Raw genomic sequence first — 14,496 nt, 5'->3', positions numbered from 1 at the left:
GTTTTATAAAAGAATTCCAAAGAATGTATATGCTGATGGGAAAATAGATATTAAGATAAGGAGGATAAGTGGTGATTTTGCTGTTTTAAGTGGAATATTTATAAGGGAATTTATTGATAAAACAGAAGGTGGTCCACAGAGTGCTTATACATCAAAGCCATCAAGGAAACTTTTCCTTCATACACAAAGTCTATTTAAAGGTGAAACAGAAATTTATTATCAACTGCCAGAGCCATCATATATAGAACTTTCTTTTTATGATGCTTCTGGAAGGAAGATAAGGATACTTGAAAAGGGAGAAAGAGGTGCTGGATTTTATTCTGTGAAATGGGATGGAAAGGGTGATGATGGAAAAGAATTAACATCCGGAGTTTACTTTATTGTTCTGAAGACAGAAAATGGAGTCCTTAAAAACAAACTTATTTTGGAAAAGTAAGAGAAGGTTATTAGTTTTAATTTTTTTTATCTTTCTTTATCCTCAATCAAAAAGACCATATGAATGGATAGAATTTGTTGATGTATGGTGGACTGAGGGATGTGATAGACCAGGATTAGCAGGTTATGATTGTAATCATAACAACAAGAAAGAACTTGTGATGCATTATGTAGGTATTGAAAATGTGTATACAAAAATTTTTGAAAATATAGAAAATACTAATTATATTGTTAAATTTATTGATACTTTTCGCTATTTTACAGGGGCAATAGGAGATACAGATACTGATTCTTTAACTGATATGTGTACTAAATTAGTCTTCGATTCTATTTATATACAAGAATCTCCATCATATGATTCTTTTCCAACCCAAATAGTTTGGATAGACAATCCTCCACGTCCTATAATTCAGGTTAGTGCAGTAATTGCTGATCTTGATAAAGATAATAGAAAAGAAATATGGATAGATAATGATAGTTATATCAGGGGTTATGAAAATATAGATAATAACCAATTTGTAATTATTTTTAACCAATCCCAGATAACAATGGGAGATGGGATTGCATTCGGCGACTTTGATTTAGATAACAAAATGGAGTTTGTTGTTTCTATGTATAACACTATAAGAGTCTTTGAATGCACCGGAGACAACTCCTTTGAACTTGTTTTTATGGATACTATACCTGTAGGCAGCTCCATTGAAAGAATATCTGCAAATGATATGGACGGTGATGGTAAACCGGAATTCATAATAGGAGGAAGTGCTATAGATATGAATTTTACAAAATACTTTGTTTTTGAAACAACAGGGGATAATCAATATGAAATAACTTACACATTTACCTTTAATATTGCTGGTTTCTTCTTTTATTCAGCAGATGTTGGAGACCTTGATAATGACGGAAAGGAGGAGATTGTCCTTTCACCAGGAGGAAGATCTGGAGTCTACATCTATAAGGCAATAGGAAATAACAGTTATGTTCAGGTAGGGTATATCCCATCAGACTTTGTGGAAGTCGCTGTTCTCTGTTATGACTTTGACCAGGATGGTTATGATGAAATTGTTTTTTCTCAGGAAGATCCTTGGTCAACACCTCCAAGATACGAGACAAGGATTTATAAAAATGCACGAGCGATAGCCAAGGAAAAGAGATTAGAACATCCTTCTGATTTTGCTTTCTGGATAGAAAATACATTTACAAAGGATAATGTGGAAATAAATTATTCTTTACCTTTAAGGACAAAAGTGAAAATCTCTGTTTTTGATGAAAACGGGAGATTTATAAGAAAACTTACAGATGAGCAGAAATCAGCTGGATATTACAGAGTAAGATGGGATTTAAAAGATGAAAATGGGAAAAAAGTTCATGCAGGAAACTATTTTATCCAGTTCAAAACAGATGAATATAAGGAGGTAAAGAAGGTAGCGGTAATTGATTGATTTTTTTAAAAATTCCTTTCAGGTAGAAGAAGTGATTAAGGATGTTGCGTGAGTTAAATGTTGGTTCATCTTAAGGAGGATAAGGGTAGGGATTATAAAAAGTCCACTACCGATTCTGAATAGACCCCAGAGAATTTCTGCAAATAAACTGATAATTAGAAAAATTTGCATTTCTATCATATTTTAAATTAAAATTTTATAATGGAGTTATTACAATGAAAAGTTTGAATAAGGAGGTGAAATGAAAAAGGAGAAAATTTCTTCAGAAATTCAAAATATAGATAGAGTTTTAATTTTAAGTCCTATTTTTACAAGAATTGGAGTCCTTAAAATTTGGGGTTCAATTCCCCCTCTCTAAAAAGACCTAAAATGTTTATTATATGTTTATTTCTTTCTATAAACTTCTGGAATGAATACTCTATATATTCCCCAAACCTATACGCCAATTCACCATTCTGGGGGATCGGTATTGAATTTCCTGTTAAAAAATTTTATATAGGAAACTCAATTATGACAAGGTTTTTTGAGACATCCTCAAAAGTTAAAACAAAAATATTAAGGGATACAATCTTAAAGGACACCTTCACTCTCCACTCATTCTGGAATTTTGAATATATTATTCTTTTTGAAATTTCAAAAAAATTTTTTAATGAGAAAATTGAACTATCTATCGGAGGAGGCAATTTCATATATAAATTTCCCACAGAATATTATCCACCAGTTATTAAAAACTTCTTCTTTGTTACACCATTTTCTCTCCATATACAACATAAATTTCAAAATACACCCATTGTCCTTGGAATCACATATAAGTTTTGCACATTTATTAAAGGAAAAGGAAAAACACCACCTTACCCATTTTTTAATTTAATATTACTAAAATGGGGCTTTTCCCTATGAATATATAAAGGAGGAATAATATGAACTTCATCCTAATTCTTTTTACTTCTTTAAACTTCTGGATAAATTTTACACCTTTTTATTGGCCAGAACAGCCTATTAATTCCCCCTTTTTTGGAATAAGAATTGAAAAACCTTTAAGACAATTTATAATGGGAGGCTCACTCTTAATTAGAAGCGGAGGAGTTATAGAAAAAATCTCAGATAAATCTCCTGAATTCGCCTTTGAATTTATATCTTCCTTTGAATTATCAAAAACTTTTTTTAATGAAAAACTGAAAATAGGAAGTGGTATAGGGAACTTTACATATGTAGGCTCTTACTCCCCTTATCCACTCAATATTCCAAATCTTTATACCAGATTCGTATTTTCATTTCCATTAATACAATTTAGATACAAAATTCCATCAAAAGATTTTTTTATTGCCCTTTCCTATCAAGATTACCCTGTAAATATACCACTTTCTGAAAGATACAGATACTTCTTTTTACGCGACCGCTTTTATATAATTCTTATAGAATTAGGAACTTTTTTATTTTATCTTTAAACTGTAACCTATTGCCCTTTTCGTTAACTCCCTTATATACTCCTCAGGATCAATCCTTCCTTCCGGTTTTAAATTCAAACCAATAATAAGAGGAAAAGATAATTCTTCATACTTTTTCCTCTTTCTCTCCTCTATCTTCTGATATAAAGATTCCTCCACAAGTATCACTCCAAACTCACTGTTCTCAATAAAATGCTCCAGAATTTTAGAAAGCTCCTTTTCATCCTTTACCTTCCTTGTAATACAACCTGCGAGTCTAAAACCGGCATCATAACCTTCCTCCGTTAAAGCAAGAACCTTAATCTCTTTTTCTCTTTCCTTCATATTAAAAGTATCTCCTTCCTTATTTCATAGGTTTCTAAACCATGATACTTTCCAAAGGCAATAATTCTCAAATTTACAACCTCATTGTATTTTGAAATTATGTAAGCAAGGGGTATAGCAATTGATAAAGGGTCCTTTAAAAAACCCTTTATTGCCCATAAACTCAATACCTCCTCAAAACGTTTTTCAAAACCTATAATATCTCCCTCTGTTATTAACTTTGAAAGTTCTCGGTATTTCGTAGAAAATAAAATTTCTGAAACCTCCTTTAAACTCTGAGCCTTTAAAAGTGCTTTCCTCTGATTATCAGTTAAAAACCCGTAAGGTAGAAGCTCAATTTTACCGAGTGGACTTATACCGTATTTTAAATAAAGCAAAACACCTACTATATTTTTAAGATCAACCCAAGAATTTAACATATACCTTATAAATTCTTTATTGCCATCCCCCCCTTTTACCTTGCCAAAAGCATAACTGTAATATGAACTTTCTAAATAATTTTCAACAAATTCAATATCCTTTTCCCTTACTTTTTTGATCAATTTACTTGTTATAACAAAAGGAAGAGGAATTCTAAAAGTTAAAAGTAATTCAAGAACTTCTGAGGTTTCTTCCTTTGAAAGAAGAGACTTTAATTTTGGCTCATCAAGTTCAAGAACAGGGAAAAGAGCTGTTTCAATATCCTCCGGTTTAATATTTCTCATTTTCCCTCTTATAATTGCTCTTATATTTGCCACAACAAACCTTGAAAGGAGAATATATAGAAGTTCTTTCGGATTTCCTGAAGAAAATTCCATTATACCTTTAATTGTATCTGAAAAGTTTTTGTTAATTCCCCTTAATACTTTTTCTAAATCAATTTCTCCCCTTTCAATATCTCTTGAGTATTCCGTTTTTTGAAGATTTTCAACAAACTTTTCAAAATTTTCAGTCTGCAACAATTCTTCAATTTCCTGTCTTTTTAAAAGTTTTTCCTTTTTTGCCCTTATCCTTGCATTTATATACCCAAAATCATCCATACTAAATTTTAAAAATCTGATTAAAAAGTTTCTGCATTAAATATGGTTCTGCTTTTTTTAATCTTGATTCAAGAGTATTTAAAACCCTTATTTTACCATCTTTCCGCTCTATTATAACACCTGCAAATATACTTTCATCTTTTTGAATTTCAAATTGAAGTCCCATTTTTTCAACAAGCTCCCTTGTATATTCGTAATCTTTTGGAGAACAGATGATTTTCCCTTCTCTTTCACCATAATCTGTAAGAGCTTCTAAAAAAAGCTTTTCAAAAAATTCTCTATAGGTTCCGTTTTTCCTTCTCTTTTCTATATCCTCTTTTAAAATATCTAAAAGTCTTTCATAAATAGTATTTCTTGATAATAAAACTTCATTTAGTGCTTTAAGCTTTATTTCTGCAATTCTTTTAGCCCTTTCTATTTTTAAAAAATTTTCAGCTTCTTTTAACATTCTTTCTCTTATAGTTTCTTTTTCCTTTTCCAAATCTTCTCTAATTTTTTTTATTTCTAAAAAAGTTTCCCTTTCAATTTCCTCAATTATTCTATTTATTTTACTCTTTACAAATTCCTTAAGAGTCATTAAATTTTACCCATAAGCATAAAGGCTATAACAAATCCAAGTATGACTGTTGTTTCAGGTATCGCGAGCATTATTATAATCCATATAGCTGTTTCAGGTCTTTCAGCAATTGTTCCTGCACCTGCTGCACCAATTCTTGATTGAGCCCAACCTGTTCCAAGACCAGGTATACCAACAGCAAGAGCAACTCCTATATGAGCGAGTAGTTTTGAAAGGTCATCTCCACCTGCTTCCTGTGCAGCATGAGCTACTTCCTCTGCAAAAAGAATTGCTGATGAGATTACCATGAAGAATATTGTATACATAAGGAATTTTATTTTTTTCATTTTTACCTCCATAATTTTATTTTATTTCTGGGAGTGGAACCCCTTTTAATCTTTTAAATAAAGGTTTATATTCCCTTCCACCTGCTTCATAAAATTTTGTAAAAAATTCAACAAATTGAAGCCTTAATCCTTGAATTGTCGGGTCAAAAATTCCGAGTATAAAAGCAAGAACATGAAATAAAAACATTACTAAGATTCCTATCATTATGGACGGAAGTATACTTACAAATTTATTTGCTATCACTGCTATTATTGCAGAAGATAGTCCTATAGCCATAAGCCTTGCAAAGGAAAGTATATGGCCAAAAGCAGAAAATATTTCAATGGGTGCAGCAGGACCATGAAACTTAAAGGACATTATCATAAATAAAAATAGAAGAATAAGAAGAATTGATGATAAATAACCTGGAAGTATCTTAAGACTTGTTCCAGCAAGTAAAAGAAGTGATAAAAGACCCAATAACATGGAAAAAACACCTATTGCATGCTTTCCGTGCCCAAGATTTAAAGCATTATAAATACCAAGAATAAGACCAAGTATAACCTGAAATGAACCAAAACTAATTGCAATTAAAAGATATGTATTAGCATCATGAATTCTATGAAAAATCGGTTTAAACCCAATTTTTTCAAGCAAATCGCCAAACATCTCCATATACAATAAACCAAATAAAATTGTAAAAATACTTGCTAAAATATATGCAAAACTTATCCTCTTTATAAATTCATTTTTATTAAACTTTAAGTAAAGTAAAAGAAAAAGCAGAAAACTCAGAAAACCGTAACCAATATCACCAAGCATGAATCCAAAATATACCGGAAAGAAAATCGCCAAAACAGATGTTGGATCAAAAGTTCTATACACAGGTAATGAGAAAAATTCTATAAAAGGCTCAAAATTTTTAAAGAAAGAAGGGTTTTTTAGTATTACAGGAACTCTCTTATACTCTTCTTTCATAGGATTTGTCTCCTTTAAATAAATATTTTCCTCTTTTGAAATTTCTCTCAAAGATTCTATATCCTTTTCAGGTAAGAATCCCTCTAAATAAAAAAAGTATCTTGTAACAAATACACCTTTTTCCTTTATTTTCAATAAATCCCTTATATCCTGCAATATATAGAAACTGTTAAAAAGTATATTTAAATTTTTCTCAATAAATATTTTTTTTCTTAATTCATTCTCCTTAAATTTTTTGGGAATTTCTTCAAGTTTATTTCTCAAAAATTTAAGCATTTCCTTAAAGGATAGTTTTCCAATATCCTCCGGTAAACTTATTTCCGGTAAACCTTCCCTCCACAACCTTTCTCTCAACTCATTTTTAATTTCCGGAGAATAGGTTATAAGAATTGCTATTTGATTTCCCTTTATAACCCTCTCAAATATTTTTACTTTTTCACCATAATCCTTTTCAAAGTTTTCCTTAATTCTTGATAAAAGAATAAGCTCTTCTCTTGGTAAAAGAAGCCCTTTAACTTCAAAATTTTCAGGTATATGTATTTCCTCCTTTTCTATAAGTTCTTCAAAAACTTCAAGTATTTTTGTAAAGGAAAAGTATAAACTTCTCTCTTCAATAAGCTTCTTTTCCTCTTCCTTTATTTTTTGATATTTTAAATAAATTTCATTCAAATTATTCAATAAATCTTCAATGTTTTTAAACTCTATTTTTTCAATCCCATGGGGAAAAATTATCTCCTCCTTTTTTATTTCTTCAATCATACCGATAGCTCTATCAATCTTTTTTAAGATTTCTTTTTCCTTTTCTGAAATAGCAGGCTTTATAAATTCAAAATTCTCCTCAAGTTCTTTATCCTCAATGTGAAGAACTGATAATTCTTGTAATTTGCTTAAAAATTTATCAAGTTTTTCCTTTTCTCCAATTATTTCGACTTTTTTCATTCTTAAAGTAGCCATAGTTTATATTTCTCCTTTAAAAATTACATCTTCAAAAACTTTAAGTGCCTCCCCCTTATATTTTTCAATATTTTCTATAAGTTCTTTAGCTTTTTTCTTTCCCTCTTCATAAATTTTTTCACATTCTTCTTCTATTTTTAAAATTCCTTCTTTTATCAATTCTTCCTTTTTCTTTTCCATTTCTTCTTTGAATTTAATAAGCATTCTTTCTCCTTCAAGTTTTTCCCTTTTAAGTAGTTCTTCTTTTTCTCTTATTTTTTCTTCAATAAAAGGATAATTCTCCTCCTCTTCTTTCAAGAGGTAAAAAAGGTTTTCTCTTATTTTGATTTTATGGTTATGCATGTTGATTTATTTTAATTTTTAAAAGTTAATTATAAATTTTTTATAAACTTTAAATCAAATAGAGAGTGACTTTTGTTCCCTTTGAATATTCTGAATTTATTTCAATTTTTGCACCCATAAATTTTAATAACCCACTTACTATTGAAAGCCCAATCCCAAGGTGTCCTTTAAAAAGATGAAAATTTGTAACAAAGAAGGGAGTAAAAATTTTTTTAATATCAGATTTGGGAATACCTGTTCCTGAGTCAATTATTTCTAAAATAGTGTAATTTTTTTTGTTTATATTTATTTTTATAAGACCTGATTTGGATATGGAAACCTTTGAATTGTCTATCAATTCTTTCAAAATTATATCAAAGTAGTTTGAATCAGTAGTTATTTCTAAGATTTGAGGAGGAGAGTATAGATTTAAATCAAAAACAATACCATCTTCTTTTTCTCTTTCTAAAAAATTATTGATAAAATCATAAAGATTTATTTTTCTATTATTTAGAATAATTTTACCATCTATTATATTTTGTAAAATTAAAAGCCGAGCCATTTCCCTTTTTATTATTTCATGATTTTCTTGAAAGTCCAGTTTCTTTAAAAACTCGTACATATAAATTGGTAACATGATTAAAAAATTATTCTTATTCTATTTCCAATCCCCCTTTCCACATCAATTTGAATATCATAACCAAGGGTTTTAAATATAATTCCAGAAAGGGATAATGGCTCATTTATATCCTGGGGATCTAAAATTAGCTCAAGGTCATTCTTTGTTAATCCTATTCCAGAATCTTCAATCAGTATTTCACCTTCTCTAAAGTAAATGCTCATATAACCCCTGATCCTGTTAAAAGAAATTAAGTATTTGAATAAGTTTAGTAAAGCAATTTTTAAAAGGTCCCTATCTCCTTCACATATAAATTCCTCTTTTTCAATATTTATTTTAATTTTTTTTCTTTCAATTTCAAAGTCAAGGCTATTTAATACCTCCTTTACGATTTCAACAATATTAAATTTATGAATAGGTTTTGTTAAATTTTCAATTAATTCATCATATCTTTTATATTTAAGAATTGCTGCTTTTATGTTTATAACAGGAAGAATCTTTTTTGTAAAATTATATGCAAATTTTATATTTCTTTTTAAATAGAAATAAAGGGTAATAGTAGATAAATAGGCAAAGAAAATATTCATTTCACTACTAATTTCCTTGTTAGTATACACTCCTAAAACTCCTATTTCTTTTTCTATAAGGTTTGAATAAAAAAGGTATAATTTTTTATTTTTGTATTGAATTTGTTTTATGTTTTTTCTAATTTTATTCCTGCATAAATCATCATAAAAAAAATCATCCATAAAAAAAGAAGAGAAAAGGGAATTGATAGGCAAAATATCATCTTCAAAAAATAAAAAGAAATACTCAAAATCCTCAATTAATAACTTTCTTATTGTATAGTAAAGAATTTCTTTAAGATGTTCCTCTCTTTCACAATTAATAATCTTAAAAAAAGTAAAAGTGCTTAAATCAGAAAAAGTGTAATAAAAATCTTTTTTTTCTTCCAAATTTTTTGAGAGGTTTTTATAATTCAAAAAAAGAAAGAAAAGGGGATCTGTTTCAAGTATATTTTTCTCCCATCCTTCAAGCTTAAATAATAATTTTTCACCTTCTTCCAACCCTTTTTTTAAAGAATTCTGAATTTTGTTTTTTAACTCATCTTCCCTTTTTTTTATATAATATGAAAAAAGAAATGTTACTAAATCCTCATATTTTTTATCCAGTTCTCCTTCTATAAAAGTTTTTATACCTCTTTCATCAGAACTTTTTTTAATTAAAATATCATTAAATGGAGAAACTGTTATTTCATATCCATTCATTCTTATATTTATAGTGGCATCAATTGCTTCCCTTTCAAGAAAATTCTTTATGTATTTCAAAGCTTCCATTTCATTTTTTAAATTAAAACAGTTTAAAATTAATTCCTCAAATTTCATTTACATTTTTAATAGCTAATTTATCAATCTCAAGTTTTAAAATTTCCTTTGTTTTCTTTTTAATGTATATTTCATAGTTCTGAGGGTATTTTACTGGAATTGTAGAGGGGTCTCTTCCTTCTGATACAAGTTTAACAATGTTAAGAAATTCTATTGAATAATTTTTTTCAATATCATAGCTCATTAAAGCTCCCATTACAGCGTGTTTTTTTTCAAATCCAAAAACAGGTATTTTAAGATTTGTAAATTCTTCAATAAAGTATCTTGCAGAATTTTCGTCCAAAGTAAATTCACATGGCAAAAGTAAAAAAAGATCAATACCTGATAATTCTGAAAAAGCTTTTTTAATCTGTTTTCCCTGAACAAAAACAATTTTTATATCTATATTGAAAGTTTTTGAAGTCCTCTTTAATTCCTCTATATAGTTTGACTCAGAGTATTCATAGGGTAAAATTACTCCAACTCTTTTTACCCATTTCATAGATGAGGAAATTATTGTAAAAATTAGAGTGTGAGGAAGTCCATACCTTAAACCTGTCCCTGTTATCGGAATCTCATAAATTGGATTTTTTACATACCCTACTACACAGGGTTTTTCCCAGTTATTTTTTTTGTAAAATTCTAAAGCTCTGTCTCCCAGTAAGATTATCAATTTATATCCATCGATACTGTTTTTAAAATCTTCTGGTTTTATAAAAACTAACTTATCCTTAGATACTTCTTCTATCTTATTATTTATGTTTTCGTCGCCTATTCCATCTATTACAAGAATTTGCCCCCATATCTTACCCCCTATAAATATCAAGAATAATATCTTAATTATTTTTCTCATATTAAAATTTTATAGTATTATATTTAAAACTTCAAAAAATTATGAAAATATTAATTTTTATAATTTTTACCCAAGATTTTTTCTCTCTTTATGAGTATTATTCAAATAGATTGAAAAACATTCAGATTTTAAACAAAAGCCTAAAATTCAATTTAAATTTTTTTAATTCCATTGACTTTGAAGCTAATAAAAGATTTCCCTTATTTTATTTCTTTTTCTCTTATTATAATTACAGGGAATTTAATTCTTTTAGTTTTTGTTTTGATCTATTTAAAAAAAGAGTTGATACAACTATAAGTTTAGATGGTTTTTTCAGAAATGCTAATAATTACACAGAATATTTTCAGGATATTAAATTTAATTATTTGATTAATTTTGAAAAATTAAAATTCTTTTTTAATTTTAAATTTCCTTTATTTTATGAAAAAAAATTTAAGGAATTTTTAACTTTTGACGAGGAGTTAGTAGGGGACTTATATTTTGAAAATTTAAAAACTGGCTCTGGAATAAAATTTTTGAAAAAATTTATTTACTACATTTATTATATACCCGAAATAAAAAGTTTTTATTTGCCCTTTTATTTATACTTAAATAAAAACAAAATTTTTCCTTCTTTTAATATACTCTATTTAAATAAAAATGTTTCCTTTAAAACAGGTTTTTTGAAAAAAGTGAATTTTTTTAATTCAATAAGAGAACATGAATTTATTTTTGAAACAATTCCATTTATTTTTGAAAATACGGAAAGCCAAATAAATTCACTTTTATATTCACAAATGGAGATAAATTTTGAAAGGATTTTTTTGAATATAAGTTATAAAAAATTCTTTGATAATTACTTTGATGTTTTTTTTCTTGAAGGTAATAGTTTTTATAAAAAAAAGACAAGTAAATTAGAATTAACTTCTTTTGAATTTGTTTTTTTTAATAGAATTTTTATTAAATATCAAAATTTCAGTGATAATATTGATTTATTTTTTTTAAAATTTAAAATTATTTACAAGAATTTTATGTTAGAACCAGAAGGTATTTATTTTATAAAGGATAAATTTATTGTAAATAAATTTAAAGGAGGTTATATTTATAATAAAAAATACTACGTTTATATACAGTATAATTATGTGGAAAAAGAAGTTTTCCCTTTAAAAAAGGAGGTGAAATTTGGAATCCAGAAAAGATTTTAAATCAGGATTTGTTTCAATAGTTGGAAGACCAAATGTAGGTAAATCTACCCTATTAAATGCTTTAATAGGAGAATTCGTTTCTATAATCACTCCGAAACCTCAGACAACAAGGGTAAATATACTGGGAATAAAAACAACTCCAAAATATCAGATATGTTTCTATGATACTCCAGGGATGCTTGATAAAATTAAATATGAGTTACATAAAACAATGGTTGAAGAAGTAAAAAAGGTTATAGAGGATACAGATGTTATTCTTTTAATGGTTGAGCCTGTTCCTGAAATAGGGAGTATTGAAAGGAAGCTAATTGATATGATTAAAAGTTCAGGGAAACCTTCTATACTTATTATTAATAAAATTGACACAATAAACAAAAATGAGTTATTACCTGTTATTGATATATATAGTAAAGAGAATATTTTTAAAGAAATAATTCCTATCTCAGCATCACAGGGAGATGGAATAGATATTGTAGAAAGGGCAATTGTTGATTTATTACCCTATGGAGAAAAGTTTTATGAAGATGAGGAAATTTCCGATAAACCTGAAAGATTCTTTGTTGCAGAATTAATAAGGGAAAAGATTTTTAATCTTTACGGTGAAGAAATTCCCTATTCTTCTGCTGTTGAAATTGAGGAGTGGAGGGAAGAAGAAAAGAGGGTTTACATAAAGGCTATAATCTATGTGGAAAAGGAATCTCAAAAGGGAATTATAATAGGAAAGGGCGGAGAAAAGATCAAGAAGGTGGGAACTTTGGCAAGAAAGGATATAGAGAAAAAACTTGGTAAAAGTGTTTATTTAGATATATGGGTAAAGGTAAAAGAAGGCTGGAGAAGCGACCTTAATTTTTTGAAAAAAATAGGGTATATAAGTTAAAATTTTTTAAAGGAGGTTTTAAATGATGCATTTTTTTATCCCTATATTTATTTTAGGAGGTTTATCAAAAAAAACTTCTAAACAAGTTTATCCTGAAATAATTATAAAAAGTTCAGAATTCGGTTATGGTGAAATGATTCCCGTTAAATATACTTGCGATGGTGAAAATATTTCACCACCTCTTGAGTGGGAAAAAATTCCTGAAGAAACAAAAAGTTTTGTTCTTATATGTGATGATCCTGATGCACCAATGGGGACATGGGATCACTGGATACTTTTTAATATACCTAAAGATGTTAAGAAATTATCCCCAGGTATTCAACCTCTTGAAAAACTTGAAAATGGAGCAATTCACGGCAAAAATAGCTGGGGTAAACTTGGTTATGGGGGACCATGCCCGCCTTATGGAACTCACAGATATTTTTTTAAAATATACGCCCTTGACACTATCCTTGACTTAAAACCAGGTGCTACAAAAAAAGAAGTTCTAAAAGCAATGGAGGGGCATATAATCGGATACGGAGAGTTGATGGGAAAATATAAGAGAACTAAATAAAAATTTCTATCAGATTTTGACTTAAAAACGGCTGGTAAAGAAAGATAGGTTAGTTTAAAAGTTATTTAGAGAGAGTAAAATATTTTTTAATAAATTTAAAACAATTTAGCATGGATGTATAATTTGCTTTTCCTTTCATATTATAGGCGGGTCCGTGGTCAGGAGAAATTCTTAAAAAGGGTAATCCAAGAGAGAGGTGCACTGAAGGTCCTAAAATTTTTGAAGGAATTGTCCCTTGGTCATGGTAAAAAACAAATATAGCATCAAAATCTTTATAAAGGGAGTATCCAAAAAAAGAATCTGAAGGAAAAAAACCTTTTAAATTTTTTTTGAATTTTATATAATTTTTTAAAAATTTTTCTTCCTCTCCAAATTCTTCACCATGGGGGTTCAGAGATAAAAGAGCTATCTTAGGATTTTTTCCGATAATTTTTTTTATTTCCTTTTCAAAAACTCTTAATCTTTTTAAATAAAGCAAAGGTTTAATAAAATTAAATACCTCCTTTAAAGGTATGTGCTGTGTAAATAATCCCAAGAATTTATCTTTAAAATAAAAGGTCATTATTACTTCAGAAGTATCTTTATTAATTTTTTTACAAATATATTCTGTTTGACCTATAAAATCTGGAATTATTTTTCTTATCATTTCTTTTGAAACAGGACCTGTTAAAAGCATGCCTTTTTCCTTTTTAACTTTTTCTATTGCCCAGTTTAAGGATTCTATACCAAATTTTGCACCTTCTAATGTGGGATAATTTTTTTCTTCTTTTTTAATTTTATAAATTTCCTCAAAAGAAATATTTTTATTATCTAAATTAATTTTAAACTCCTTTGTTTTTTCAATAAAAAAATCAGGATCTGATCCTATTATAATCTCAAAGGAAGTTAATTTAATTTTTGATAAAGATTTTATTAAAATTTCAGGTCCAACACCAAAAGGGTCACCTGGTGCAATAAAAATTTTATGCATTCTTTTTATAAGTGTAATTTATGATTTTTATGAAATTTTCAAGTTCCTCTTTTTTAAAATTTTTCTGTGGTAAATCAAGAACTTCAAATTCAATGCATCTATCAACTAAATCTATTTTGATTTTATCCCCTTTTTTTACTCTATAAGAAGCCTTCACAATTTTTCCGTTAGCATAAACATAACCCTTTCTACAAGCTAATTTTGCATAATTTCTGCTCTTTATAAATTTTAAAATCTGTATTAACTTATCTATTCGCAACTTTAAAATT

Annotated in this window: 18 protein-coding genes; 7 read left to right on the top strand and 11 right to left on the bottom strand. The window is 28.0% G+C overall.

Going from position 1 to position 14,496, the window contains the following annotated elements:
* The 4 genes from ABIN73_08600 to ABIN73_08585 form a co-directional block, all read left to right on the top strand.
* Positions 1–436: FlgD immunoglobulin-like domain containing protein (locus tag ABIN73_08600; protein ID MEO0269782.1), on the top strand; the 436-nt coding region annotated here is incomplete at its 5' end.
* Entirely contained in the window at positions 399–1,877 is a 1,479-nt protein-coding gene (locus ABIN73_08595; protein ID MEO0269781.1) for an FG-GAP-like repeat-containing protein, read from the top strand. The genes ABIN73_08600 and ABIN73_08595, both read left to right, overlap by 38 nt.
* Before the next feature lie 369 nt (positions 1,878–2,246).
* Complete coding sequence (locus ABIN73_08590; GenBank protein ID MEO0269780.1) at positions 2,247–2,777, top strand: hypothetical protein; 531 nt, start codon at positions 2,247–2,249, stop codon at positions 2,775–2,777.
* Between the two features lie 20 nt (positions 2,778–2,797).
* Positions 2,798–3,325, top strand: a complete 528-nt coding sequence (locus ABIN73_08585) for a hypothetical protein (GenBank protein ID MEO0269779.1) — start codon at positions 2,798–2,800, stop codon at positions 3,323–3,325.
* Here ABIN73_08585 and ABIN73_08580 read toward each other — a convergent pair.
* The 9 genes from ABIN73_08580 to ABIN73_08540 all read right to left on the bottom strand — a co-directional run bounded on the left by ABIN73_08580 (position 3,311) and on the right by ABIN73_08540 (position 10,640).
* Positions 3,311–3,649, bottom strand: coding sequence for a V-type ATP synthase subunit F (locus ABIN73_08580; protein MEO0269778.1), 339 nt, complete (start codon positions 3,647–3,649; stop codon positions 3,311–3,313). The two genes, ABIN73_08585 and ABIN73_08580, sit on opposite strands and share 15 nt — an antisense overlap.
* Positions 3,646–4,668 carry a V-type ATPase subunit gene (locus tag ABIN73_08575; protein MEO0269777.1) on the bottom strand — a complete coding sequence of 341 codons (1,023 nt, stop codon included), beginning with the start codon at positions 4,666–4,668 and terminating at the stop codon, positions 3,646–3,648. The genes ABIN73_08580 and ABIN73_08575 overlap by 4 nt, the downstream gene beginning before the upstream one ends.
* 1 nt (position 4,669) lies before the next feature.
* A complete protein-coding gene (locus tag ABIN73_08570) occupies positions 4,670–5,245 on the bottom strand; it encodes a V-type ATP synthase subunit E (protein ID MEO0269776.1) in 576 nt (191 codons plus the stop codon).
* Entirely contained in the window at positions 5,245–5,439 is a 195-nt protein-coding gene (locus ABIN73_08565) for an ATPase (protein MEO0269775.1), read from the bottom strand. The genes ABIN73_08570 and ABIN73_08565 overlap by 1 nt, the downstream gene beginning before the upstream one ends.
* 148 nt (positions 5,440–5,587) lie before the next feature.
* Positions 5,588–7,483, bottom strand: a complete 1,896-nt coding sequence (locus ABIN73_08560; GenBank protein MEO0269774.1) for a V-type ATPase 116kDa subunit family protein — start codon at positions 7,481–7,483, stop codon at positions 5,588–5,590.
* Positions 7,484–7,486: 3 nt separating this feature from the next.
* Entirely contained in the window at positions 7,487–7,825 is a 339-nt protein-coding gene (locus tag ABIN73_08555; protein ID MEO0269773.1) for a hypothetical protein, read from the bottom strand.
* A gap of 49 nt (positions 7,826–7,874) precedes the next feature.
* Entirely contained in the window at positions 7,875–8,441 is a 567-nt protein-coding gene (locus ABIN73_08550; GenBank protein MEO0269772.1) for an ATP-binding protein, read from the bottom strand.
* 2 nt (positions 8,442–8,443) lie between these two features.
* Positions 8,444–9,808: a hypothetical protein gene (locus tag ABIN73_08545; protein ID MEO0269771.1), complete on the bottom strand. Its 1,365-nt coding sequence runs from the start codon at positions 9,806–9,808 to the stop codon at positions 8,444–8,446.
* Complete coding sequence (locus tag ABIN73_08540; GenBank protein MEO0269770.1) at positions 9,798–10,640, bottom strand: hypothetical protein; 843 nt, start codon at positions 10,638–10,640, stop codon at positions 9,798–9,800. The genes ABIN73_08545 and ABIN73_08540 overlap by 11 nt, the downstream gene beginning before the upstream one ends.
* Positions 10,641–10,681: 41 nt before the next feature.
* Here ABIN73_08540 and ABIN73_08535 point away from each other — a divergent pair, with 41 nt between their 5' ends.
* Genes ABIN73_08535 through ABIN73_08525 form a run of 3 tightly spaced genes read left to right on the top strand, consistent with a single transcriptional unit; the run spans position 10,682 to position 13,257 of the window.
* Positions 10,682–11,824: a hypothetical protein gene (locus tag ABIN73_08535; protein ID MEO0269769.1), complete on the top strand. Its 1,143-nt coding sequence runs from the start codon at positions 10,682–10,684 to the stop codon at positions 11,822–11,824.
* Entirely contained in the window at positions 11,802–12,701 is a 900-nt protein-coding gene (gene era / locus ABIN73_08530; protein MEO0269768.1) for a GTPase Era, read from the top strand. The genes ABIN73_08535 and era overlap by 23 nt, the downstream gene beginning before the upstream one ends.
* Before the next feature lie 22 nt (positions 12,702–12,723).
* Complete coding sequence (locus ABIN73_08525) at positions 12,724–13,257, top strand: YbhB/YbcL family Raf kinase inhibitor-like protein (protein MEO0269767.1); 534 nt, start codon at positions 12,724–12,726, stop codon at positions 13,255–13,257.
* A 61-nt stretch (positions 13,258–13,318) separates the two neighbouring features.
* On the opposite strand, the gene ABIN73_08520 is transcribed toward ABIN73_08525, so the two are convergent.
* Together ABIN73_08520 and ABIN73_08515 are read right to left on the bottom strand one after the other, a co-directional pair.
* Positions 13,319–14,227, bottom strand: coding sequence for a 4-hydroxythreonine-4-phosphate dehydrogenase PdxA (locus ABIN73_08520; GenBank protein MEO0269766.1), 909 nt, complete (start codon positions 14,225–14,227; stop codon positions 13,319–13,321).
* Positions 14,220–14,486, bottom strand: coding sequence for a S4 domain-containing protein (locus tag ABIN73_08515; protein MEO0269765.1), 267 nt, complete (start codon positions 14,484–14,486; stop codon positions 14,220–14,222). Before ABIN73_08515 ends, ABIN73_08520 begins: the two co-directional genes overlap by 8 nt.
* Between the last annotated feature and the right edge of the window lie 10 nt (positions 14,487–14,496).

The organism is candidate division WOR-3 bacterium (assembly GCA_039804025.1).
Classification (GTDB): Bacteria; Hydrothermota; Hydrothermia; order Hydrothermales; family JAJRUZ01; genus JBCNVI01.
The sequence above is the reverse complement of the archived record's forward strand: the minus strand, read 5'-3'. Positions and strand labels throughout refer to the sequence as shown.

What these genes read in the sequence shown, in the direction of transcription:
- ABIN73_08595 (MEO0269781.1), top strand. Translation starts at nt 399, where the DNA reads ATGGAGTCCTTAAAAACAAACTTATTTTGGAAAAGTAAGAGAAGGTTA.
- ABIN73_08590 (MEO0269780.1), top strand. Translation starts at nt 2,247, where the DNA reads ATGTTTATTATATGTTTATTTCTTTCTATAAACTTCTGGAATGAATAC.
- ABIN73_08585 (MEO0269779.1), top strand. Translation starts at nt 2,798, where the DNA reads ATGAACTTCATCCTAATTCTTTTTACTTCTTTAAACTTCTGGATAAAT.
- ABIN73_08580 (MEO0269778.1), bottom strand. Translation starts at nt 3,649, where the DNA reads ATGAAGGAAAGAGAAAAAGAGATTAAGGTTCTTGCTTTAACGGAGGAA.
- ABIN73_08575 (MEO0269777.1), bottom strand. Translation starts at nt 4,668, where the DNA reads ATGGATGATTTTGGGTATATAAATGCAAGGATAAGGGCAAAAAAGGAA.
- ABIN73_08570 (MEO0269776.1), bottom strand. Translation starts at nt 5,245, where the DNA reads ATGACTCTTAAGGAATTTGTAAAGAGTAAAATAAATAGAATAATTGAG.
- ABIN73_08560 (MEO0269774.1), bottom strand. Translation starts at nt 7,483, where the DNA reads ATGGCTACTTTAAGAATGAAAAAAGTCGAAATAATTGGAGAAAAGGAA.
- ABIN73_08555 (MEO0269773.1), bottom strand. Translation starts at nt 7,825, where the DNA reads ATGCATAACCATAAAATCAAAATAAGAGAAAACCTTTTTTACCTCTTG.
- ABIN73_08550 (MEO0269772.1), bottom strand. Translation starts at nt 8,441, where the DNA reads ATGTTACCAATTTATATGTACGAGTTTTTAAAGAAACTGGACTTTCAA.
- ABIN73_08545 (MEO0269771.1), bottom strand. Translation starts at nt 9,808, where the DNA reads ATGAAATTTGAGGAATTAATTTTAAACTGTTTTAATTTAAAAAATGAA.
- ABIN73_08540 (MEO0269770.1), bottom strand. Translation starts at nt 10,640, where the DNA reads ATGAGAAAAATAATTAAGATATTATTCTTGATATTTATAGGGGGTAAG.
- ABIN73_08535 (MEO0269769.1), top strand. Translation starts at nt 10,682, where the DNA reads ATGAAAATATTAATTTTTATAATTTTTACCCAAGATTTTTTCTCTCTT.
- ABIN73_08525 (MEO0269767.1), top strand. Translation starts at nt 12,724, where the DNA reads ATGATGCATTTTTTTATCCCTATATTTATTTTAGGAGGTTTATCAAAA.
- ABIN73_08520 (MEO0269766.1), bottom strand. Translation starts at nt 14,227, where the DNA reads ATGCATAAAATTTTTATTGCACCAGGTGACCCTTTTGGTGTTGGACCT.